The sequence below is a fragment of the Delftia sp. WY8 genome, from assembly GCF_018437695.1.
Taxonomy (GTDB): Bacteria; Pseudomonadota; Gammaproteobacteria; order Burkholderiales; family Burkholderiaceae_C; genus Comamonas; species Comamonas tsuruhatensis.
In genome coordinates this window covers 3094098-3113858 of record NZ_CP049795.1, presented here as the reverse complement: position 1 = coordinate 3113858, position 19761 = coordinate 3094098, and the positions used below count along the sequence as shown (strand labels likewise).

The window sequence follows — 19761 nt, the reverse complement described above, 5'->3', positions numbered from 1 at the left end:
CGGTCTCAGGCCGTGGCGCCCGAGGCCTTGATCACGGCGGCCCACTTGGCGCTCTCCACCTGGATGCGGGCCGCGTACTGCGCACCATCGCCCAGCAGCGGCACGGCGCCCTCGATGCCCAGGCGCGACTGGAAGGACTCGGCAGACGCCACCTTGAGGATGTCGCGCCCCAGCGCGCGCACCGTCTCGGCAGGCGTGCCCCTGGGCGCGAGGATGCCGTAGGTCAGCGAGCTCTCGAAGTCGGCCAGCGCACGCACGCCGGACTCGGCCACCGTGGGCACGTCGGGCAGCTGGGGCTGGCGTTTGGCGCCAGTCACGGCCAGGGCGCGCAGCTTGCCGGCCTTCACCAGGGCCATGGCCGCGGGAATCACGCCAAAGCTGAAGTCCACATTGCCGCCCACCAGGTCGGTCAGCGACGGGGCCGTGCCTTTGTACGGCACATGGATGGCCTTGGCGCCCAGCGCGTGGGCGAACATCTCGCCCGTCAGGTGGCCGCCCGTGCCCGAGCCGCTGGAGGCGTAGTTCATCTCGCCGCTGCGCTTGCGCATCTGCTCGGCCAGATCGGCCACGCTGCGCACGGGCGAGGAAGCCGGCACCACCAGCAGCAGGGCCGACGAGGCGAACATGGCCACCGGCTGCAGATCGGTGGCCGCATTGAACTTGAGGCCCGGATACAGCGAGGGATTGATGGACACCGTGCCCGTATGGCCCAGCAGCCAGGTGCTGCCGTCGCCGGCCGCACGCACCACGGCTTCCGTGCCCAGATTGCCGCCCGCGCCGGCCTTGTTCTCCACGATCATCCCGTAGCCGAAGGACTCGTTGAGGCCATGCGCCATCTGCCGCGCGAACACATCGTTGCCGCCGCCCGGCGCAAACGGCACCACCAGGCGGCTGCCGCGCTTTTGGGCCCAGGCCGGCAGCGCATAGGCGGCCAGCGCGGCGGCGGCGGTGGACAGCCACATCCGGCGCGGCAAAGAGGTCTGAGAGGCTTGAGCGGTTTGAGAGGTTTGAGCGGTGGGCCGGGAATCCATGCGTCTGTCTCCTGGAATAGTCGTTGTCACGCAGTGTGGTGCAGCGCAGCCTGGGAAAACAGCAGTTGCATCTGCGTTGTGATTCAAGAAAATGTGTGAAATGGACGTGAGATACATACACAATTTCTTGAGAGTGGTGGACGCCGGCTCCATGTCCGAAGCCGCTCGCCAACTGGATCTGAGCCCCTCGGCCATTGCCCAGCAGATGCGCGTACTGGAAGGCGAGCTGGGTGCGCCGCTGCTGGTGCGCCATGGCCGCAGCGTGCGCGCCACCGAGGCGGGCGAGCGGCTGTTCGAGCGCGGCCGCCAGCTGCTGCAGGACTTCGAGGGCTTGCGCGAATGGGTGGCCTCGGACGCGGACGGCGGCGAGCTGCGGCTGGGCACCGTGAACACGGCGCTGCACGGCTTTGTGCCCGCCGTGATGCGGGCCTTCGTGGCGCGCCACGCCGAGGTGCGCATCAGCGTGCGCGCCGGCCTCACGCCCGAGCTGTACACGGCCCTGGTCCAGTCCGAGCTGGACGTGCTGATCTGCCTGCAACCCTCGTTCGACCTGCCCAAGACCGTGTGCTGGGCCGAGCTGCGCCAGGAGCCATTGGTCGTGCTGTGCCGTGCTCGCGACGCGCAGCAGGACCCGCTGGCCCTGCTGCGCACCCGGCCCCTGGTGCGCTACGACCGCTCCCTGGCCGGTGGCCGGCTGGCCGACCGCTATCTGCGCTCCCAGGGCATTGCGCCGCTGGAGCGCATGGAGCTGAACTCGGTGCTGGCGGTGGCCATGATGGTGGACCAAGGGCTGGGCGTGGGCCTGGTGCCCGACATCGGCCCCGTGCTCTCCCAGGGCCGCGACGTGCGCGTGCTGGCGCTGCCCGATCAGGCCGGCGGCGAGGGCCCCCGGCCTGCCGACGCGCGCAAGGTCGGCCTGCTGTGGCTGAACACCTCGGCCCGCGCGCGCTGGGCGCGCAGCCTGCTCGAATGCGCGCGCGAGTGCCTGGGCTGAGGCTGGGCAGCCGGTGAACCCCCGGTCCCGACGCTGGAATGCCCCAGGTCGCCGACAATGGCGGCTTTGCGCGGCGCGCCTTTTGCGCTGCGGTTTTCCAAGGCCTTTGCCATGAACATCACCAAAGACACCGCCGTCACCATCAACTACAAGATCACCGACAAGCTGGGCAAGCTGCTCGACAAGGGCGATGTGGCCTATCTGCATGGCGGCTACGACAACATCTTCGCCAAGGTGGAAGCCGCCCTGGACGGCAAGGCCGTGGGCGACACGCTGACCGTGGACCTGGCCGTGGAAGACGCCTTCGGCGCGCGCGACGAGAGCCTGACCCGCACCATCCCCAAGGGCGAGTTCCCGCCCGGCGTGAAGGTCGGCGGCCAGCTGCGCGGCACGGATGACCAGGGTCAGCCCCAGATCTACCACGTGGTCAAGATCAAGGGCCCCGTGGTGCTGCTGGACGGCAACCACCCGCTGGCCGGCATGGCGCTGCACTTTGCCTGCAAGGTCACCGAAGTGCGCGCGGCCAAGCCCGAGGAAATCGAGCACCGCCACGTGCACGGCGGCCACGGCCACCACCATTGAGAGGCAGGGCCGGGTACACCCGGTCCGCACGGCTACGCAGAGCACAAAGGCCGCCTGGCATGCCGGCGGCCTTTGTATTTCCGACTAGACCGCCTCCAGCGCCAGCAGCGCCGTGGCGGTGTTGGAGATCGGTATGTGGTAGTTGCCGTGCACGCGGCGCACGCCGGGCGCAGCCGCGGACAGGGCGCCGCGCATGGCCAGCCACATCAGCAGTTCCACGCCCTGGGTGCCGGTCTTTTCCACGAGTTCATGCACGCTGAACTGCGTGGCCCATTCGGGATTGGTGGCCATGCTTTCAAGGAACTGCAGGTCGAAGGCCTTGTTGATGAAGCCCGCGCGCTCGCCATCGAGCTGGTGCGACAGGCCCCCTGAGGCAATGACGGCCACGCGCTGGTCGCTGTTCCAGCGCGCAATCGCCCGGCCCACGGCCTGGCCCAGCGCATAGCAGCGGCGCGCCGAGGGCAGCGGGAACTGCACGGTATTGATGCACACCGGCACGACGGCCACCGGGCAGTCGCCCTCGGGCCAGAACAGCTTGAGCGGCAGCGTGCAGGCGTGGTCCACCAGCATCTCCTGGCAGCTGACCACATCGAAGTCCTCCCCCACCAGGGACTCGATCAGGTGCCATGACAGCTCCGCGTGGCCGCGCAGCGGTGCCAGCGTGGGAATGCCCCAGCCTTCGTCGGCGTTGCAGTAGCGCTCGGCCGCGCCCACGGCGAAGGTGGGCATCTTGTCGAGGAAGAAGTTCAGGCCGTGGTCGTTGTAGAACACCACCACCACGTCGGGGCGCTGGGCGGCCAGCCATTCGCGGATGGGCGGAAAGCCGTCGAAGAAGGGCTTCCAGTACGGCTCGTTCTGCAGGCCCTTGTGGATGGCGTTGCCGATGGCGGGAATGTGCGAGGTGCCGAGGCCGCCGATGAGATGTGCCATGGTGGGTGTCTCCTGTACTGTGTCTTGCGTATGGTCTGTGGCGGGGCTCAGGCGTGCGAGCGCAGCAGGGCCTGGAATTCGGCCTTGGTCATGCCGGTCTGCTGGGCGCCTATGTCCTGCATGTCCAGGTGGAAGATGCCGGCCAGCTTGGCCAGGTAGTAGGCGTTGCCGCCTGCCGCGATCATCTGCAGCACGTTGCGCGCGCGCACGGCATCGGCCTGCTCCTGGTTCAGCCCGTAGCTGCGCATATAGGCCTCCTCGTCGGCCAGGAAGGCCTGGCGGTTGGTCAGCTCGTTGAAGGAAAAGCACATGCTGTTGAGCGCATAGCCCTTGCGGGCCTGCCTGCCGTCGAACAGGGTGGTGCCGGGAATCTGCGGCTGATCGGCCATGTTTTGTCTCCGGTATTTGCGTTGGATCAGCGGCAGTGTCCGGCCCGCGTTGCCAAAGATAAAGCGGCGGCCAATCATGGAATGCATGAGACAAATCGATGGATCGCAGCTCGATGGCAGGCTGCTGCAACTGCTGCTGGCCGTGCTGGAGACCGGCAGCGTCACGGCGGCGGCGCAGCGCATGGGCGTGACGCAATCGGCCGTCAGCCATCTGCTGGACAAGCTGCGCGCCATCACGGGCGACCGATTGTTCGTGCGGCAGGGGCGGGGCATTGCGCCCACGGCCCATGCACTGGCGCTGCAGGGCCCTGCGCGCGAGCTGCTGCGGCAGATGCAGCAGTTCGGCCAGGGGCCCAGCTTTGACCCCGCGCACTGGCGTGCCGAGATCACCATTGCCGCCAACGACCTGCAGCGCGAGCTGCTGCTGCCCGCACTGGCCCGGCGCCTGCGCTCAGCCGCGCCCCGGACGGTGCTGCGCGTGATCGACAGCGGCGCGCCCGATGCCGGACTGCTGCGCTCGGACGCCTGCCTGCTGGCCATCAGCCCGCGCCCGCCCGATGCCACGGACATCGTGCAAAAGCGCCTGTTCAGCGATGAGTACGCAGTCTTCTATGACAGCGCCGTGCGACAGCCGCCGGCCAGCCTGGCCGACTATCTGCAGGCCGACCACGCCACCGTGGCCTATGCCGACCGCCAGGCGCTGGACCTGGACCTGCAACTGCAGGCGCGCGGGCTGGAGCGCCGCTTTGCCGTGCGCGTGCCGGGCTTTGCGGCGCTGGCCGCCTTTGTGCGCGGCACGCCGCTGCTGGCGACGGCGCCATCGCTGCTGGGCCGCACGGCCCTGTCATCGCTGGCCAGCGTTGCGGTGCCCGTGGACTGCCCGCCGCTGCCCATGTTCATGATCTGGCACGCGCGCCACCAGGCCGATCCCGCCCATGCGTGGCTGCGCGGGCAGTTGCAGCAAGTGGTGGCGCAGGCGCTTGGCGGCGCCGGGCCGTCAATGCCTGCGAAGCAAGGCGCGGCGCAGCAGGCGCGCTGCGCGGTTGCGGATCTGGAAGGGGCTGTGGCTCACGGCCGGGCTCACGCGGGCGCGTGAGCAGGCGGCCAGGAAGTCGCGCAGCAGCACGCTGTCATCCAGCGTGCTGGTGTCGGGGTTGCGGAACTGGAATTCGGGGTGCCACTGCGTGGCCGCGATATAGCTCTTGAGCGTGCCGGGCTTGCGGAAGATGGCCTCGGGAATGCGGTCGGGCAGGCTCCAGGCTTCGACATCGAACTCTGGCGCCACGTCCTTGATGCCCTGGTGGTGGATGCTGTTCACGCGTGCGCGGTCCAGCGTGGGATACAGCGCCTCCAGCCGGCTGCCGGGCACGATGGCGATGTCGTGGTAGTGGCGGTCGTACTCGGTGGGATTGCGGTGCAGCTGCGAGCCGGGCACCTGGGTCTCGATGTCCTGGTAGAGCGTTCCGCCGAAGGCCACGTTGATCAGCTGCAGACCGCGGCAGACGCCGAAGATGGGCTTGCCGGCCTGGGAAAACGCCTCGACCACGGCCAGGTCGTAGAGATCGCGCACGCGGTCGCCCAGCCATTCGGGACGCATGGGTTCCTCGCCATAGCTGCCGGGCCAGACATCGGCGCCGCCGTGCATGACCACCCCATCCAGCCATTCGGCGTAGTGCTCCAGCGTCACGTCGCCGCGTGCGGTCTCGCCTGTGGGGCAGGGCACCATCACCACCATGGCGCCGGCCGACATGATCCAGTGCGCTATCGATTGCTCCACGTACTGCAGCGTCTTGCCCGTGAAAAGCGGACGCTGCGGGTCCGCATGGGAGAAACAGGCCGAAAGGCCGATCTTGAGGCGGCGTGAGGCAAGTGGGCTCATGGGGTGGTGGGCAAGGGGAAAGTCCTGATGGTCACGTTGTAAGCCCAATCGTGCCTGCGACCTGTAGGAAGGGGTTGAACGCCCGCGACCGGCGCAGGGCCATCACCGCAAATAGGTGTAGGTGAATGCAAGAGTTGTCTTGAGGCATCTCAAGCTTCTTCAGCGCGCTGAACCCGGCGTCGCCCCTCTGGGTGTAGCCTGTAGGCAGGGTGGGGACTGCGGATGCTGCAGTGCGAAAAACCTGACGACGCAGGGTGCGACTTGCTGTGCAGGCAGCCCGCATGGCGTTACGATGGTTTCGCCAGTTCATCAATGGCCCCGACAACCCCGCCGCGCCGGTGGTGCGGCTTTTGGCGACTAGGAGGATATGCATGCAAGTTCAGGTTCATGCCGACGATTCGATCCAGGGTGGCGAGTCCTTGGCGCAATGGGCGCAGGAAGAAATCAACGCCAAGCTGGCGAGATTGAAGGACTATGTGGTGCGCGTGGAGGTGTTCCTCACGGGTGTCGATGCGCTCAAGACCTCGGGGGCTCCCGGCAAGCGCTGCGTTCTGGAGACCCGGGCCAATGGACGCCCGCCGATCGCCGTGAACGCCGAGGCCGAGAAGGTCAAGGACGCCTTCAATGCCGCCATCGATAAGCTGAAGCGGGCGGTGGAAACCGATCTGGGCAAGCTCAAGGACAAGCATGGCCGCGAGAGCGTGCGCGGCGTGGAAGATGGCACCGAGGTGGATGCGGCCAGCCCGGCCTGACCCTCGAAACTCCCGCAACATCAACGGCAAGGCGCCCCTTTCGGGGCGCCTTTTTGCTGGGGCGGCGATCGCCGCGAAGACTGCGGTACGGCGCGTTTCAGCACGAGGCGCGCAGCACCACGCCGTCCAGCGAAGGCGCATGCAGCGGCGCCAGGGGCGAAGCCAGCGGCGGTCCGAAGCGGCGCGCCGCAGTGGCGGGCTGCCGGGTCTCGGCCTCCCACTGCGCGCGGGCCTCGGCGATTTCCTCTCCCGTGCGCGCCACGAAGTTCCACCACAGCAAGATGGCTTCATCCATGGGCTCGCCGCCAATGACCAGCAGGCGGCTGCCGGGCGCCGCTTCGATGGCGACCGAGGGCGTGCCCAGGGGCAGGTAGAGCAATTCCTCCACCGGCAGCGGCTGGCCGTTCACGCGCACGTCGCCTTCCAGGCTGAGCACGGCATGCTCGAAATCGGCGCGCAGCGGCAACGTGGCGACGGCATTGGCGCTGCGTGCGCTGTCCGCATGCAGGTCCACGCTCATCAGGGGCGTGTGCACCTCGGCGGGCGACGTCAGGCCCAGCGCCTCGCCGGCCAGCACCGTGGCCGTGAAGTCCCCCACCGTGGTTCTGGGCAGCTCGGGGTAGTGCTGGAAGCGGGGCGGACCGTTGCGGTGCGATTCGGGCAGCGCAATCCACAGCTGGGCGGCGTGGATGTGCGAGGGCGTCTGGCTTTCCTCGGAATGGGCGATGCCGTGGCCTGCCGTCATCAGATTGACCTGTCCGGGCCGGATGATCTGGGTGTTGCCCAGGCTGTCGCGGTGCAGCACTTCGCCGCGGATCATCCAGGTGAAGGTCTGCAGGCCGATATGGGGATGCGGGCCGACCTGCATGCCGGGCGGCGCGGGATCGGCGGGGCCGGCGTGGTCGAGAAAGCACCAGGCACCGACCTTGCGCAGGGCGCGCTGCGGAATGGCGCGCTGGATGGGAATGCCGCCCACGTCGGCGGTGCGGGTGGGAAGGTGCTGGGGCTGGGAGTTGGGTGGGGACGTGTCGGACATAGGCGGATCGGCCTGGTTCGTGGGGGAGGCCACCAGTGTCGTGCAGCTCGGCGCAGCAGGCAAACCAGGATCGCAGATATTGGGCCTGTTCGCTGACAGCGCATTCTCAGGAACATTGTTTACATTCGAGGAACGGCCCGGCGCCCGTCCTTTTGGCGGGCGCCGGCCTCACTCTTACAGGAGAAAACGCCATGAATACATCCGTACAGACGCACGCCGAAGCCGCTGAAGAGGCGGTCCAGAGCGCCGTGGAAGTCCAGCGATTCCCCGAGAAATTCGAAGCCACGGTCACCGGCAATGTGCAGCACCGGGTAGGCGACGGCCAACTGGAAGACATTCCGCGTGGCACCCGTGTGCAGGTGGCCACGGCCATCGGAAGCTATGTGCTGTCCTGGACCCAGGAGGATCAGCCGATCACCGTGTCGCTGGCCAAGCGGGAGTTCGAACTCTATGTCGATACGGGGGAGATCGAGGTCAGCGAAGCCTGACGCCGGCCATGTCCCCGTCCACTCCGAAGGCCCTGCGGCATACCTGCCGCAGGGCCTTTTGCATGGTGGCCAGTCCTTCGCTCAGGCGGGCAACTGCAGCGCGGTCTGGATGTGCACTTCGCCGGCCAGCAGCTTGTGCACGGGGCAGGCCTCGGCCACCTGCAGCAGGCGCTGGCGCTGTTCGTCGTCCAGGTCGCCTTGCAGGGTGATCTGGCGTTCGATCAGATTGCCGCTGGCCGGCGTGCCTTCGGGGTTCAGGCGCAATTGCACATCCACCTGCTCCAGCTTCCACTGCTTGCGCGCCGCATACATCTGCAGCGTGACCGTGGTGCAGGCGCCCAGGGCCGACAGCAGCAGCTGCAGGGGGTTGGGCGCCGTGTCGCCGCCGCCCTTGTCCGCGGGCTCGTCCACATGCCAGTTGTGGCCTTGGGGGTCGCCAAGCGTGACGCGATAGGGGGTGTCCGTGCTGGTGGCATGGGCGCTGTGGATCATGGAAAGTCCTTTGTCCTGGGGGTGTCGCAAGAGGGGTGGCGGAGCCAACGGACGACTCTACGCCTGCTTCGCGTCCGCTGCCTGGGGCCGATGCTTCATGCGCAGCGGAATTTTGAGGTAGTGCACGCCGTTGGCCTCGGCCTCGGGCCAATGGCCTGCGTGCATGTTGACCTGGATGGCGGGCAGCAGCAGGGCGGGCGCCGACAGCGTGGCGTCGCGCCGGTTGCGCATGGCCACGAAGCTGGCCTCGTCCACGCCCGCGTGCACATGCACGTTGCCGGCACGTTGGTCGGCCACGGTGGTTTCCCAGGCATGGCGGTCGCGGCCCGGCGCCTTGTAGTCATGGCACATGAACAGGCGTGTTGCGGGCGGCAGGGCCAGCAGGCGCTGGATGGAGCGGAACAGCGTGCACGCATCGCCGCCCGGAAAGTCGGCGCGCGCCGTGCCGTAGTCGGGCATGAACAGCGTATCGCCCACGAAGACCGCATCCTCGATGCGGTAGGACACGCAGGCGGGCGTATGGCCGGGCGTGTGCAGCACCTCGATGCGCAGCCCGCCCAGGGGCAGGCTGTCGCCGTCTGCCAGCAGTCGGTCGAAAGGCGGCTCCCCGGCGGGCGCGGGCAGGTTGAAGACGGGGCGGAAGATGCGCTGCACCTCGCGGATGTGCTCGCCCACGGCGATCGGGGCGCCTGTGCGCTCGCGCAGGTACGGGGCCGCGCTGAGGTGGTCGGCATGCGCATGGGTTTCCAGGATCCAGCGCAGGCGCAGGCCCTGGGCCTGCGCGGCGGCCAGCACGGCATCGGCCGAGCCGGTGTGGGCCTGGCCGCTGGCATGGTCGTAGTCGAGCACGGGGTCGATGGCGGCGGCCTCGCCCGTGTTCGCATCCCAGACCAGGTAGGACACGGTATGGGTGGCTTCGTCGAAGAATGGCGCGATGCGCAGCGGCGAGGTCATGAAAGCACTCCTTTGTCGATGGCTCCAGTGCAGCCTGCCGGCAAGTATATTAGAATTTGCTAAATTAGATTTTTCTTAATCATGAACCAACCCATCCTCTCCTCCGAACAGGCTTTCCTGCAGCAGGGTGCGGCGCGCGCCGCCGCCCTGCTGCGCGCCGTGGGCAACGAGAGGCGCCTGCTGGTGCTGTGCCTGCTGATCGAGCATGGCGAGCTGTCGGTGGGCGGGCTGCTGGAGCGCATCCCGCTGAGCCAGTCGGCCCTGTCCCAGCATCTGGCGCGCATGCGCGAGGAGGGCCTGGTCGCCTACCGCCGCGAGTCGCAGACCCTGTACTACCGCATCGCCGATCCCGATGCGCAAAAGCTGGTGGCGGCACTCAAGAGCATCTTCTGTCCCTGAAAACCCCCACCCCAGGAGTCGTCCCATGTCCCTTCCCCTCATCTCGGCCCAGGCCGCCCGCCAGTTGCAGGCGCAAGGCGCCTGGCTCATCGACATCCGCGCGCCCGACGAACATGCGCGCGAACGCATGGCAGGCGCCCGCAGCATGCCCATGGAGCGTCTGGGCGCCCAGGCCTGGGGCAATGCGCCGGCCGCCGTGGTCTTTCACTGCCGCTCCGGCAACCGCACGCGGCTCAACGCCCAGGCCCTGGCGGCTGCCTTGCCGCCCGGCTGTGCCGGCCATGTGCTCGACGGAGGCCTGGACGCCTGGAAGGCCGAAGGCCTGCCCGTGCTGCAAGACAGCCGCCAGCCGCTGGAGCTGCAGCGCCAGGTGCAACTGGGTGCGGGCGGGCTGGCTCTGCTGGGCGCCGTGCTCGGTGCCACGGTTTCACCGTGGTGGCACCTGCTTTCGGCCTTCGTGGGCTGCGGTCTGATCGTGGCTGGTGCCACCGGCTTTTGCGGGCTGGCGCGCATGCTGATGAAGGCGCCCTGGAATCGGCGCGCCCTGGGGCAGTGACGGTGTCTGCGCTGAAGTCCACCTGACGCCGGCCGGCTGCCCCCCCTCCTTCCCCTGTTCCGGGGACTGTGGAGAACCCCGGACGGCAGTACGATAGCTGCATGACATCTGTTTATGCCCAACGCCGCGCACGCTTGGCCGCCCAGTTGGGCGCCGGCGGCATCGCCATCATTCCCACCGCTCCCGAGCGCCAGCGCAACCGGGACACCGGCTATCTGTACCGCCACGACAGCTATTTCTATTACCTGACCGGCTTTGCCGAGCCCAATGCCTGCCTGGTACTGGCCGCCGATGGCACCAGCGTGCTGTTTTGCCAGCCCAAGGACCTGGAGCGCGAAATCTGGGACGGCATCCGCCTGGGCCCCGAGGCTGCCGTGGCCACGCTGGGCGTGAGCCAGGCGTTCTCCAGCGCCGAGATCGATACGCGCCTGCCCCGCCTGCTGGAGAACCGGGGCCGCCTCTGGTATCCGTTCGCCACGCATGAAGGGCTGGCCGTGCGCGTGGAAGGCTGGCTGGGCCAGGTGCGCGCACGCGTGCGCTTTGGCGCGCTGTGCCCGTCCGAGCAGGGCGACCTGTGCACGCTGCTGGACGAGATGCGCCTGGTCAAGGACGCCCACGAGCAGGACATCATGCGCCGCGCCGCCGCCATCAGCGCCCAGGCCCATATCCGCGCCATGCAGCGCTCGGCGCGCATGCTGCGCGCAGGCCAGGAAGTGCGTGAATACCACCTGGATGCCGAGCTGCTGCATGAATTCCGCCAGCAGGGCTCGCAGTACGTGGCCTACGGCTCCATCGTGGCCGCCGGCGCCAATGCCTGCGTGCTGCACTACCAGGCCGACAAGGCCCCCGTGCGCGCGGGCGAACTGGTGCTGATCGACGCCGGCTGCGAGCTCGACGGCTACGCCAGCGACATCACGCGCACCTTCCCCGCCGATGGCCGCTTCACCGGCCCGCAGCGCGCGCTCTACGAGCTGGTGCTGGAAAGCCAGAAGGCTGCCGTGGCGGCCACGCGGGCCGGCGCGCGCTTCAACGATCCGCACGACGCCACCGTGGCCGTGCTGGCGCAGGGCATGCTGGATCTGGGCCTGCTGGACAAAAAGGTCTATGGCAATGCCCAGGACGTGATCGAGCAGCGCGCCTTCTTCCAGTTCTACATGCACCGCACCGGCCACTGGCTGGGCATGGACGTGCATGACTGCGGCAGCTATGTGGAGCCTTCGGAGCTGGGCCAGTCGCACGAGCGCAAGGACCCGCTGTCGGGCGAGACCATCACCAACCGCCCCAGCCGCATCCTGCGTCCGGGAATGTGCACCACCATCGAGCCGGGCATCTACGTGCGCCCTGCGGCCGGCGTGCCCGAGCAGTTCCACAACATCGGCATCCGCATCGAGGACGATGCCATCGTCACCGAGACCGGCTGCGAGTTGATCACGCGCGGCGTGCCCGTGGAGCCCGACGAGATAGAAGCCTTGATGCGTGACTGACAACGCCAGCCTGCCCACCACCGGCCCCGTGTCCACTCTCATGCCCGCCCCATCGGCCTATGCCGCACCCGCACTGCCCCGGCTGAGCTGGCGCATCTTCACGGTGCTCTGGCTGCTGGGGCTGCCCGGCGTGGCGGCCATGGCCTGGTTCGTGCTGCCCGACTGGATGCGCATGCTGGGCCTGCCCGTGGAGCCGCTGGTCACGCCGCTCATCGGCATTGGCGTGATGGCCGCGCTGCTGGCCCTGCCCGTGGGCGTGGGCGTGTGGCTGGGGCCGCGGCTGGGCCTGTCCGCACCGCTGCTGACCACCTGGGTGGCCGGGCGTTCGCCCCAGCGCGCCGTGCGCTACCTCACGCTGCCGGGGCTGGCCGGCGGCGTGGTCGGCGCGGCCTGGCTGGTGACCCTGGCCCTGGCCTGGCCCGACGACCTGACCCTGATCGACCCCGTCTACGCCATGCCGCTGGGCGCCAAGATGCTGTACGCGGGCATCACGGCCGAGCTGGTGATGCGGCTGGGCGGCATGACGCTGGTGATGTGGCTGCTGTGGCGGCTGAGCGGGCGCACAGACCGCCGCCCGGGATGGACGCTGGGCTGGTGGTCCGTCATGCTGTCGGCCCTGCTGTGGGGCATGCTGCAGCTGGCCCTGGCCTGGAGCACCTGGGGCGGCCTGTCGGACGCGCTGGTGCTGCAGTTGCTGCTGTTCGAGGTCGTCCACGGCGCCGTGGGCGGCTTCCTGTTCTGGCGCTATGGCCTGGAGGCGGCCATGGTGGCCCATGCCATCACCTACCTGCTCTCGCACGGGCTGGTGTGAGGCCTGGCGTCTGCGCAATGACACCGCCAGGATGAAGCGTCACAGAAGCCTCAGCGAGCCGAACAGGCCCTCGGTCTCGTCCTCGGGGCCGGCGGCGAAGTAGAGCGCGTCGCTGTCGCCCAGGGCCACGCCGTTGCCGAACTGCAGGGCCCACAGGCCGGGGATGGCCACGGGGCGGTCCTGCGCGTCGCGCAGATCGTCCACATAGCGGCCCGTGGACAGGTCGAAGGCACAGATGCGGCCTGCTCCCCCGAAGTTGCCGACCAGCAGGTGCCCCGCCAGTGCGCCGAAGCCGTCAGGAGCGATGGCCACGCCCCAGGGCGCATTCAGGCGTCCATCGTCCTCATACATGCGCAGCAGGCGGCCGTCGAGGTCGAACTCGGCCAGCCTGCCGCGCGCAGGCCGGTTGCCGCTGGCCGCTTCTGCGGCTGCGTCCACCGCATCCTCCTCGCCGGCATGGAACGCCAGGGGATCGTCCGGGTCGGGCTGGCTGATCGCATAGAGCACGAACACGCGGTCGCGGCGGCCGTCGTTGACGACCTGGATGTTGAAGGGCACCGGATCACCGGGCCGGGCCTCGCCTGCCGCGCCTGATGCGAACGGGTTGGCGAAGCCCTGGGTGGGCACCAGTTGCCACTGCGCGTCCAGCGTGCGGATCTGGGGCCGGGCGCCGAAGTCGGCCATCCACACGCGGTCCCAGCGGCCCGTGTGGATGGCGGCCCCGAAGAAAGCCATGCCCTGGTCGGCGCCATTGAACATTTCCACCGCAGGGCCATCCACCCGGACGATGGCGCCCGTCTGCGCATCGCGCTCCGTCCAGGCGCTGACGCTGCCGCTGTCGGTCACGAAGACGAAGCGGGCCGAGCCCTCGAGCAGGCGTCCGGCGGCAGGCTGCTGCCGGATCCGCAGCAGCTGCGAGTCCAGGGGCGCACCGTTGTAGACCACGCCGGTGACTTTGCCGGCACTGTCATCGCCGGTCAGGGCATCGGAGCGCGGAACGGCCACTTCGCGCAGGCCGTCCTGGTGCAGGGCGCGCATCCCGGGATCGGCCGAGCGAGCCACGTCACCGATGAACTGCCAGGACGTGCCCCCGCCGCCAATCCAGAAATGGCCTCCCGCGCCGGCCGGGCGGATGGCGATGCCCCAGCCGTTGACGAAGCCGGGCTGCGTGAAGCGCGCGCCGTAGCGCGCATGGCTGGCGAGCAGGGGAGTCTGGACATAGCGGTTGGCGGCAACATCGCCACCCGCGCCGCAGGCGGTCAGCGCCGGGGAGGCCAGGGTGGTCAGAACAAAGCGTCTGCGGTCAAGCATGGTGGATTTCCTGGTGGCATGGCAAAGCTGTGGATGGACTGGCTGAGCATGCGAAACCAAGGGGAACCGTATGTTCTGGCTGCGGCCTGCGGGCCGGGTGGACCACAGGAATATGAAGGCGATGCTAGGAAGCAGGGGCGGGCCGCGTCAATGTGGACCAGTCTGATTCTGTGGTGTCCTGCGGTGCGGTGCAGCAGGCATTGCGAACGCGGCGGGCAAAACTGCTTTCACAGGAGGCCGGCATGGCACAGCGCCTTTGCCGGGAATGCTGCCGTGCAGCATCAAAAGCAATAGCGGCAAAGGCAGTGCACCGCAGTGTTCGGCGATGGCAACGGCATCCGGCCGCCCCCTTGCGCAGGCTCAGGACGCGGGGTCTTCAGGCCCGCACCGCATGCCGGAATGTTGCCTTCATGTAACCGCATTCGTGTGAGAATTGAAACCCGATTACAAACCCTGAGCGAGAGACATTCCATGCAAGTGAGCCGTGCCACCAAGATCGTCGCCACCCTGGGCCCCGCTTCCAGCGACCCGCAACTGCTGGAACAGATGGTGCGCGAAGGCGTCAACGTGGTGCGCCTGAATTTCAGCCACGGCAAGGCGCAGGACCACATCGACCGCGCCACCATGGTGCGCGAGGCGGCCCAGCGCGCAGGCCGCGAGGTGGCCATCATGGCCGACCTGCAGGGCCCCAAGATCCGCGTCGGCAAGTTCGCCGAAGGCAAGGTCATGCTGGAGCCCGGCGCGCGCTTCGTGCTCGACGCATCGCGCACCGAGCCCGGCGACATCAACGGCGTGGGCCTGGACTACAAGGAACTGCCGCGCGACGTGAAGCCCGGCGACGTGCTGCTGCTCAACGACGGCCTGATCGTGCTCACCGTGGACCATGTGCGCGGCGACGAGGTGCACACCACCGTCAAGCTCGGCGGCGAACTGTCCAACAACAAGGGCATCAACAAGCAGGGCGGCGGCCTGACGGCCCCGGCGCTGACGGCCAAGGACATGGAGGACATCAAGACCGCCATGAGCTTCCAGGCCGACTACGTGGCCGTGAGCTTTCCCAAGAACGCCACCGACATGGAAATGGCGCGCCAGCTGTGCAACGTGGCTGCGGCCCAGTACGGCCACAAGCCCGGCCTGATCGCCAAGATCGAGCGCGCCGAGGCCATTCCGCGCCTGGAAGAGATCCTGCATGTCTCCGACGGCATCATGGTGGCGCGCGGCGACCTGGCCGTGGAAGTGGGCAACGCGGCCGTGCCCGCGCTGCAAAAGAAGATGATCCGCATGGCGCGCGACATGGACAAGTTCGTGATCACCGCCACGCAGATGATGGAAAGCATGATCACCAACCCCGTGCCCACGCGCGCCGAGGTCAGCGACGTGGCCAACGCCGTGCTGGACGGCACAGACGCCGTCATGCTCAGCGCCGAGACCGCCGCCGGCAGGTACCCGCTGGAGACCGTGCAGGAAATGGCCAAGATCTGCGCCGCCGCGGAAGCGGCCGAAGACCCGGACAGCGATGCCGAGTTCACCGGCCGCCAGTTCTCGCGCATCGACCAGTCGATCGCCATCGGCGCGCTGTTCACGGCCCACCACCTGGGCGCCAAGGCCATCGTCGCCATGACGGACAGCGGCTCCACCGCGCTGTGGATGAGCCGCCACCGCATCCACATCCCCATCTACGCGCTCACGCCCAAGATCTCCACGCAGCGCAAGATGGCCATGTACCGCAACGTGCGCCCCCTGCTTATGGACACCAGCGCCGACCGCGACACCGCGCTGGACCAGGCCGAAGGCCATCTGCGCGCGCGCAACATCGTGCAAAGCGGCGATGTTTACGCCATCACCTGCGGCGAGCCCATGGGCCAGCCCGGTGGCACGAACATGCTGAAGATATGTCGTGTGAACTAACCCCCTGAGGCGCTTCGCGCCTTCCCCCTCTCGCTACGCGGGGGGGGGGGACGACACCCTCGCGGCGGGGCGGCCCTTGCTCGGTGTCCCTCGTTCTGGGGTGCGCCAGTTTTATGTGCGGTGCGCTATGCCTTCGCCATGGTCTATTGGGGCCTGCCTGAGTGGGTTCGTGCGTTGTAGGGCAGCAGGTTGGGCATGACGGCAAGGCGGCGCCACAGCGCAGCATGCCAGACCAGGGTGGCGCTGCAGATGCCCACGATGGCACCGCCGACCACATCGGACGGGAAGTGCACGCCCAGGTGCACGCGGCTCCAGCCCATGCCCAGGGCCAGCGACCAGGCGGACACCATGACCCAGCGGCGGTGGCGCGTGCAGCCCAGGGTCAGCGCCTGGGCCAGGGCAAAGGCGCCCGTGGCGTGCATGCTCGGAAAGCTGGACCGCAGCGCGTGTTCCACCCATTGCACGCCCATGCCCAGCTGGGCAGGACGCGGCGCCGGGAAGCTCCAGCGGATCAGCCGTGCCACGGCCCAGGCGGCCAGCATGGACAGCAGGGCCAGCACCAGGGTGCGGCGCAGGGCGGGCGAGCCGCGCAGCAACCCGACCATCACGGGAACGGCGCACAGCGAGGGAAGCCAGGACGAGATGGCGCGCGCCGCCTCGATCGAGATGGCGGGCGTTTGCGCGTTGGCGTTCAGCAGCGTGAACAGGGCGGGGTCCAGGGGCAGCATGGCAACGCTTGATCAGGGAGTGGAAGGCGGAAGGCTGGCGGCGGGCCACAGGGAGTCAGGCGCGCTGTCCCGGGTGCGCAGCGCACGCGTGACCGCCAGGTCGAAGAGCCAGCCCGCCGTCCAGCACAGCCAGCCGGTCCACAGCGTGTGGCTCATGAAATGGGCGCCGCGCATCTGCTGGGCCAGGCCCATCGACAGGCCTGCGGCCAGCGAGACGGCCAGCCAGATCCAGGCTGCGCGGGGTGCATGGCGGCGCAGCGCGAAATAGCCGGCCAGAAAGGCGAAGCCTGCAGAGGCGTGTCCTGCGGGAAAGCAGCGGCCCGGCCCGCCGTCGGCCAGGCCCAGCGACCAGTGCGAGACATGGCGCGCCACGCCGCCGAACTCGGCCAGGTCCCAGGGGCAGCTGGTCGCGCTGGTGTACTTGAGCAGCGAGATCAGGGCCAGCGACAGCAAGATGCCCGCCACCAGCTGCACGCGCCGCCCGTGAGGCAGCAGGCGCAGCGGGCCGATGGGCCGCCAGACGCACAGCGTCAGGCCCAGCACCACCAGCCAGGCCAGGCGGCGTGCGCCTTCGTGGGCGATGTTCACGAAGAACCAGTCCGAACGCAGCGCAAAGCCATCGGCGTCGCCGAACCAGCGGGCCATGGCCAGGTCCAGGGCGCCGGCATCCCAGGCCAGGACCACGGCCAGGGCCGCCAGGGTCCACAGCAGGGTGCTTTTGAAGGAGGGGCCCTGCGCGGGGGCGGCGGAGAAATCTCGGGGGTCGGGTGTCGGCATGGCCGGCAGCATGAGAAGCGCGGCTTAAACCCGTCTTAACGCATGCCCCGGCGTGCGGCCATCGTCTGGCGCCGCAGCCGGCAGCGGCCATTGCACAATGCGCGCATGCGAATACTGGTCGTCGAAGACAACGCGGGCATTGCCGCAGGCCTGCAGGCCAATCTGCAACAGCGCCGCTATGCGGTCGACGTCTGCTCCACCGTGGCCGATGCCTGGCATGCGCTGGAGATGGAGCGCTTCGACGCCGTGCTGCTGGACCTGGGCCTGCCCGACGGCGATGGCAGCGAAATCCTGCGCCGCCTGCGGAGCCCGCGCCGCCCGGGTGGCGACAGCCACGCCCTGCCGGACCCCAACACGCCCGTGCTCATCCTCACCGCGCGCGACCAGGTGCGCGAGCGCATCGCCGGGCTGGACCTGGGTGCCGATGACTACCTGGTCAAGCCCTTCGACATCGACGAGCTGGAGGCGCGGCTGCGCGCCATGCTGCGCCGCGCAGGCGGGCAGGCGGCACCCGTGATCCGCCATGGCGAGCTGGAGGTCGATCCGGCCGCGCGCACCGTGCGCCGCGACGGAAAGCTGGTGGAGATGTCGCCGCGCGAGTTCTCCGTGCTCTGGGTGCTGCTGCAGGCGCGCGGGCGCGTGCTCTCGCGCCAGCAGATCGAGGAACATCTCTACAGCTGGGGCACGGCCGTGGAAAGCAATGCCGTCGAGGTCCATATCCACCACCTGCGCAAGAAACTGGGCAATGCCAGCATCGTCACCATGCGCGGCGTGGGCTACTTTCTTCCTGCGGAGAACCCATGAGCACCGCGCAGCAGCGCCGCCCCTCGCTGATCTGGCATCTGATGGCCTGGATGCTGGGCGCGCTGGTCGTGGTCTGGGCCAGCTTCGTGGCACTGGGCTACCAGACCGGCGTGCACGAGGCAGACGAGCTGACCGACGGCCACCTGGCCGGCGTCGCTGCGCTGGTGCTCAACCTGGAAGTCGCAGGCGCCGTAGGCCAGGGAGCAGCCACGCCCGTGCATGAGCCCCCCGGCCTCATGGCCCACGACTACCAGCAGTCGCTGAGCGTGGCCCTGTGGGATGGCGCGGGGCGGCTGATCTCGCGCACGGGCGATGCGCCCGAGCCCGCCTTCGACACCGAGCAGGGCTTTGCCACCCTGCGCCTGGGTCCCGAGCATCGGGCCTGGCGCAGCTTCACCCAATGGAGCCGCGACCATGCACGCAAGGTCAGCGTGATGATCGAGCTGCAGGAGCGCGACGAACTGGCCGACGACATCGCGGGCCAGATGATCGAGCCGGGCCTGTGGCTTTTGCCTGTGGTCGCGCTGGCGCTGGGGCTGGCCATTCGACGCGGCATGCGGCCGCTCAACGAACTCTCGCGCGAGGTCGAGCGCCTGGACCTGGCCCAGGCCGAGCGCGTCTCGCACCGCCACGCGCTGCGGGAATTCATGCCCGTGGTGAACTCCATCAACACCTTGCTGGACCGCCAGCAGGAGGCGCTGGAACGCGAGCGCAGCCTGGCCAACGAAGTGGCCCATGAACTGCGCACGCCGCTGGCCTCCATCGCCTTGCAGGCGCGTGCCCTGGGCGATGCGCCGGCCGGCGCCATGGATGCCCCGGCCCAGCGCGCCGCGCTGGCGCGTATAGGCCAGGACGCGCTGCACGCCGGCCATGTGCTCAGCCAGCTGCTGGCACTGGCGCGCGCAGGACGCGCCATGCTGGCCGACCCGCCCGTGCCCGTGGACCTGGCCGCGCTGGCCCGTCAGGTGGTGGCCGCCCATGCGCAGGCGGCCTGGCCGCGCGGCTGCAGCCTGTCCGTGCAGGCGCCTGAGGCACTGGGCGTGATGGGCAATGCCGTGCTGCTGGAGCTGGCGCTGCGCAACCTGGTGGAAAACGCCCTCAAGCACACACCGCACGGCACGCAGATCGAGGTGCAGGCCGGGCAGGGGCCGGATGGCGAGGTCTGGCTGCAGGTCTGCGATGACGGCCGCCGTAGCGACGGCCGCCGTGACGGCGCAGAGCGCGCGGCAGCGCCCGTGGACAGCCTGCACCTGGGCCACGAGATCGTGGCGCGCGTGCTGCGCGCCCACCAGGGAAGCTTTGGCGAGGCCGCGCCGCCCGAAGGCTTCACGACCTGCTACCGCATGGGAATGCCCGGGACAGGGTTGGCGGCAGCTGGTTAAAATCGCCAGTTACCAAGCGGTTACTGCCGCGATCCCCCGGCCGCAGCCCCGCAGCGAACCCATGACGCAGCGGC

The 19761-nt window shown here is 68.8% G+C and carries 22 protein-coding genes; 12 read left to right on the top strand and 10 right to left on the bottom strand.

The annotated features are described in order from the left end of the window. Positions 1 to 5 precede the first annotated feature (5 nt). Positions 6 to 1031, bottom strand: coding sequence for a Bug family tripartite tricarboxylate transporter substrate binding protein (locus tag G4D77_RS14395; protein ID WP_213757972.1), 1026 nt, complete (start codon positions 1029 to 1031; stop codon positions 6 to 8). A gap of 100 nt (positions 1032 to 1131) precedes the next feature. On the opposite strand from G4D77_RS14395, the gene G4D77_RS14390 reads away from it, so the two are divergent. Continuing rightward, positions 1132 to 2025, top strand: a complete 894-nt coding sequence (locus tag G4D77_RS14390) for a LysR family transcriptional regulator (protein ID WP_154836105.1) — start codon at positions 1132 to 1134, stop codon at positions 2023 to 2025. A gap of 111 nt (positions 2026 to 2136) precedes the next feature. Beyond that, entirely contained in the window at positions 2137 to 2607 is a 471-nt protein-coding gene (locus G4D77_RS14385; protein WP_034399899.1) for an FKBP-type peptidyl-prolyl cis-trans isomerase, read from the top strand. An 84-nt stretch (positions 2608 to 2691) separates the two neighbouring features. Here the strand turns inward: G4D77_RS14385 and G4D77_RS14380 are convergent, their stop codons facing one another. Beyond that, positions 2692 to 3537 carry a class III extradiol dioxygenase family protein gene (locus tag G4D77_RS14380; protein WP_016449853.1) on the bottom strand — a complete coding sequence of 282 codons (846 nt, stop codon included), beginning with the start codon at positions 3535 to 3537 and terminating at the stop codon, positions 2692 to 2694. 47 nt (positions 3538 to 3584) lie between these two features. Next, positions 3585 to 3926 carry a protocatechuate 4,5-dioxygenase subunit alpha gene (locus G4D77_RS14375; RefSeq protein WP_154836103.1) on the bottom strand — a complete coding sequence of 114 codons (342 nt, stop codon included), beginning with the start codon at positions 3924 to 3926 and terminating at the stop codon, positions 3585 to 3587. A gap of 76 nt (positions 3927 to 4002) precedes the next feature. Between G4D77_RS14375 and G4D77_RS14370 the strand changes: the two genes are divergently transcribed. Next, a complete protein-coding gene (locus tag G4D77_RS14370; RefSeq protein WP_154836101.1) occupies positions 4003 to 5022 on the top strand; it encodes a LysR family transcriptional regulator in 1020 nt (339 codons plus the stop codon). Here the strand turns inward: G4D77_RS14370 and G4D77_RS14365 are convergent. Continuing rightward, positions 4924 to 5805: a gamma-glutamyl-gamma-aminobutyrate hydrolase family protein gene (locus tag G4D77_RS14365; RefSeq protein WP_012202849.1), complete on the bottom strand. Its 882-nt coding sequence runs from the start codon at positions 5803 to 5805 to the stop codon at positions 4924 to 4926. The two genes, G4D77_RS14370 and G4D77_RS14365, sit on opposite strands and share 99 nt — an antisense overlap. A gap of 371 nt (positions 5806 to 6176) precedes the next feature. Between G4D77_RS14365 and G4D77_RS14360 the strand changes: the two genes are divergently transcribed. Continuing rightward, the gene (locus G4D77_RS14360; RefSeq protein ID WP_016449850.1) at positions 6177 to 6557 is read left to right on the top strand and encodes an HPF/RaiA family ribosome-associated protein; all 381 of its coding nucleotides are present in this window, start codon (positions 6177 to 6179) and stop codon (positions 6555 to 6557) included. 97 nt (positions 6558 to 6654) lie between these two features. Here G4D77_RS14360 and G4D77_RS14355 read toward each other — a convergent pair whose 3' ends face one another. After that, positions 6655 to 7593 carry a pirin family protein gene (locus G4D77_RS14355; protein WP_154836099.1) on the bottom strand — a complete coding sequence of 313 codons (939 nt, stop codon included), beginning with the start codon at positions 7591 to 7593 and terminating at the stop codon, positions 6655 to 6657. A 191-nt stretch (positions 7594 to 7784) separates the two neighbouring features. Between G4D77_RS14355 and G4D77_RS14350 the strand changes: the two genes are divergently transcribed. After that, positions 7785 to 8081, top strand: coding sequence for a hypothetical protein (locus tag G4D77_RS14350; protein WP_016449848.1), 297 nt, complete (start codon positions 7785 to 7787; stop codon positions 8079 to 8081). An 81-nt stretch (positions 8082 to 8162) separates the two neighbouring features. On the opposite strand, the gene G4D77_RS14345 is transcribed toward G4D77_RS14350, so the two are convergent. Further along, on the bottom strand, positions 8163 to 8573 hold the full coding sequence (locus tag G4D77_RS14345; protein WP_213757971.1) for an OsmC family protein: 411 nt from the start codon (positions 8571 to 8573) through the stop codon (positions 8163 to 8165). A gap of 57 nt (positions 8574 to 8630) precedes the next feature. Next, positions 8631 to 9527: an MBL fold metallo-hydrolase gene (locus G4D77_RS14340; protein WP_154836095.1), complete on the bottom strand. Its 897-nt coding sequence runs from the start codon at positions 9525 to 9527 to the stop codon at positions 8631 to 8633. Positions 9528 to 9608: 81 nt separating this feature from the next. Between G4D77_RS14340 and G4D77_RS14335 the strand changes: the two genes are divergently transcribed. The 4 genes from G4D77_RS14335 to G4D77_RS14320 all read left to right on the top strand — a co-directional run bounded on the left by G4D77_RS14335 (position 9609) and on the right by G4D77_RS14320 (position 12777). After that, positions 9609 to 9926, top strand: coding sequence for an ArsR/SmtB family transcription factor (locus G4D77_RS14335; RefSeq protein WP_017404646.1), 318 nt, complete (start codon positions 9609 to 9611; stop codon positions 9924 to 9926). Between the two features lie 25 nt (positions 9927 to 9951). After that, positions 9952 to 10482 (top strand): rhodanese family protein, encoded by a 531-nt coding sequence (locus G4D77_RS14330; protein ID WP_154836093.1) that lies wholly within the window; start codon positions 9952 to 9954, stop codon positions 10480 to 10482. A gap of 101 nt (positions 10483 to 10583) precedes the next feature. Further along, the gene (locus G4D77_RS14325) at positions 10584 to 11966 is read left to right on the top strand and encodes an aminopeptidase P N-terminal domain-containing protein (RefSeq protein ID WP_016452064.1); all 1383 of its coding nucleotides are present in this window, start codon (positions 10584 to 10586) and stop codon (positions 11964 to 11966) included. After that, positions 11959 to 12777, top strand: coding sequence for an abortive infection protein (locus G4D77_RS14320; RefSeq protein ID WP_154836091.1), 819 nt, complete (start codon positions 11959 to 11961; stop codon positions 12775 to 12777). Before G4D77_RS14325 ends, G4D77_RS14320 begins: the two co-directional genes overlap by 8 nt. Positions 12778 to 12816: 39 nt before the next feature. Here the strand turns inward: G4D77_RS14320 and G4D77_RS14315 are convergent, their stop codons facing one another. Continuing rightward, entirely contained in the window at positions 12817 to 14088 is a 1272-nt protein-coding gene (locus G4D77_RS14315) for a TIGR03118 family protein (protein ID WP_154836089.1), read from the bottom strand. A 471-nt stretch (positions 14089 to 14559) separates the two neighbouring features. Between G4D77_RS14315 and pyk the strand changes: the two genes are divergently transcribed. Next, a complete protein-coding gene (gene pyk / locus G4D77_RS14310) occupies positions 14560 to 15996 on the top strand; it encodes a pyruvate kinase (RefSeq protein WP_016449840.1) in 1437 nt (478 codons plus the stop codon). Between the two features lie 143 nt (positions 15997 to 16139). Here the strand turns inward: pyk and G4D77_RS14305 are convergent, their stop codons facing one another. Together G4D77_RS14305 and G4D77_RS14300 are read right to left on the bottom strand one after the other, a co-directional pair. Continuing rightward, the gene (locus G4D77_RS14305; RefSeq protein WP_154836086.1) at positions 16140 to 16724 is read right to left on the bottom strand and encodes a phosphatase PAP2 family protein; all 585 of its coding nucleotides are present in this window, start codon (positions 16722 to 16724) and stop codon (positions 16140 to 16142) included. A gap of 12 nt (positions 16725 to 16736) precedes the next feature. Continuing rightward, complete coding sequence (locus G4D77_RS14300; RefSeq protein WP_017406325.1) at positions 16737 to 17513, bottom strand: phosphatase PAP2 family protein; 777 nt, start codon at positions 17511 to 17513, stop codon at positions 16737 to 16739. 93 nt (positions 17514 to 17606) lie between these two features. On the opposite strand from G4D77_RS14300, the gene G4D77_RS14295 reads away from it, so the two are divergent. Continuing rightward, positions 17607 to 18305 carry a response regulator transcription factor gene (locus G4D77_RS14295; RefSeq protein WP_026062623.1) on the top strand — a complete coding sequence of 233 codons (699 nt, stop codon included), beginning with the start codon at positions 17607 to 17609 and terminating at the stop codon, positions 18303 to 18305. Further along, the gene (locus G4D77_RS14290) at positions 18302 to 19687 is read left to right on the top strand and encodes a histidine kinase dimerization/phospho-acceptor domain-containing protein (RefSeq protein ID WP_154836084.1); all 1386 of its coding nucleotides are present in this window, start codon (positions 18302 to 18304) and stop codon (positions 19685 to 19687) included. Before G4D77_RS14295 ends, G4D77_RS14290 begins: the two co-directional genes overlap by 4 nt. The last annotated feature ends 74 nt before the right edge of the window (positions 19688 to 19761 follow it).

Coding starts and splice junctions, on each gene's coding strand:
- G4D77_RS14315 (WP_154836089.1), bottom strand. CDS start 14,088: ATGCTTGACCGCAGACGCTTTGTTCTGACCACCCTGGCCTCCCCGGCG.
- G4D77_RS14365 (WP_012202849.1), bottom strand. CDS start 5,805: ATGAGCCCACTTGCCTCACGCCGCCTCAAGATCGGCCTTTCGGCCTGT.
- G4D77_RS14395 (WP_213757972.1), bottom strand. CDS start 1,031: ATGGATTCCCGGCCCACCGCTCAAACCTCTCAAACCGCTCAAGCCTCT.
- G4D77_RS14350 (WP_016449848.1), top strand. CDS start 7,785: ATGAATACATCCGTACAGACGCACGCCGAAGCCGCTGAAGAGGCGGTC.
- G4D77_RS14300 (WP_017406325.1), bottom strand. CDS start 17,513: ATGCTGCCGGCCATGCCGACACCCGACCCCCGAGATTTCTCCGCCGCC.
- G4D77_RS14325 (WP_016452064.1), top strand. CDS start 10,584: ATGACATCTGTTTATGCCCAACGCCGCGCACGCTTGGCCGCCCAGTTG.
- G4D77_RS14290 (WP_154836084.1), top strand. CDS start 18,302: ATGAGCACCGCGCAGCAGCGCCGCCCCTCGCTGATCTGGCATCTGATG.
- G4D77_RS14355 (WP_154836099.1), bottom strand. CDS start 7,593: ATGTCCGACACGTCCCCACCCAACTCCCAGCCCCAGCACCTTCCCACC.
- G4D77_RS14340 (WP_154836095.1), bottom strand. CDS start 9,527: ATGACCTCGCCGCTGCGCATCGCGCCATTCTTCGACGAAGCCACCCAT.
- G4D77_RS14295 (WP_026062623.1), top strand. CDS start 17,607: ATGCGAATACTGGTCGTCGAAGACAACGCGGGCATTGCCGCAGGCCTG.
- G4D77_RS14335 (WP_017404646.1), top strand. CDS start 9,609: ATGAACCAACCCATCCTCTCCTCCGAACAGGCTTTCCTGCAGCAGGGT.
- G4D77_RS14375 (WP_154836103.1), bottom strand. CDS start 3,926: ATGGCCGATCAGCCGCAGATTCCCGGCACCACCCTGTTCGACGGCAGG.
- G4D77_RS14345 (WP_213757971.1), bottom strand. CDS start 8,573: ATGATCCACAGCGCCCATGCCACCAGCACGGACACCCCCTATCGCGTC.
- G4D77_RS14305 (WP_154836086.1), bottom strand. CDS start 16,724: ATGCTGCCCCTGGACCCCGCCCTGTTCACGCTGCTGAACGCCAACGCG.
- G4D77_RS14330 (WP_154836093.1), top strand. CDS start 9,952: ATGTCCCTTCCCCTCATCTCGGCCCAGGCCGCCCGCCAGTTGCAGGCG.
- G4D77_RS14360 (WP_016449850.1), top strand. CDS start 6,177: ATGCAAGTTCAGGTTCATGCCGACGATTCGATCCAGGGTGGCGAGTCC.
- pyk (WP_016449840.1), top strand. CDS start 14,560: ATGCAAGTGAGCCGTGCCACCAAGATCGTCGCCACCCTGGGCCCCGCT.
- G4D77_RS14390 (WP_154836105.1), top strand. CDS start 1,132: ATGGACGTGAGATACATACACAATTTCTTGAGAGTGGTGGACGCCGGC.
- G4D77_RS14370 (WP_154836101.1), top strand. CDS start 4,003: ATGGAATGCATGAGACAAATCGATGGATCGCAGCTCGATGGCAGGCTG.
- G4D77_RS14380 (WP_016449853.1), bottom strand. CDS start 3,537: ATGGCACATCTCATCGGCGGCCTCGGCACCTCGCACATTCCCGCCATC.
- G4D77_RS14385 (WP_034399899.1), top strand. CDS start 2,137: ATGAACATCACCAAAGACACCGCCGTCACCATCAACTACAAGATCACC.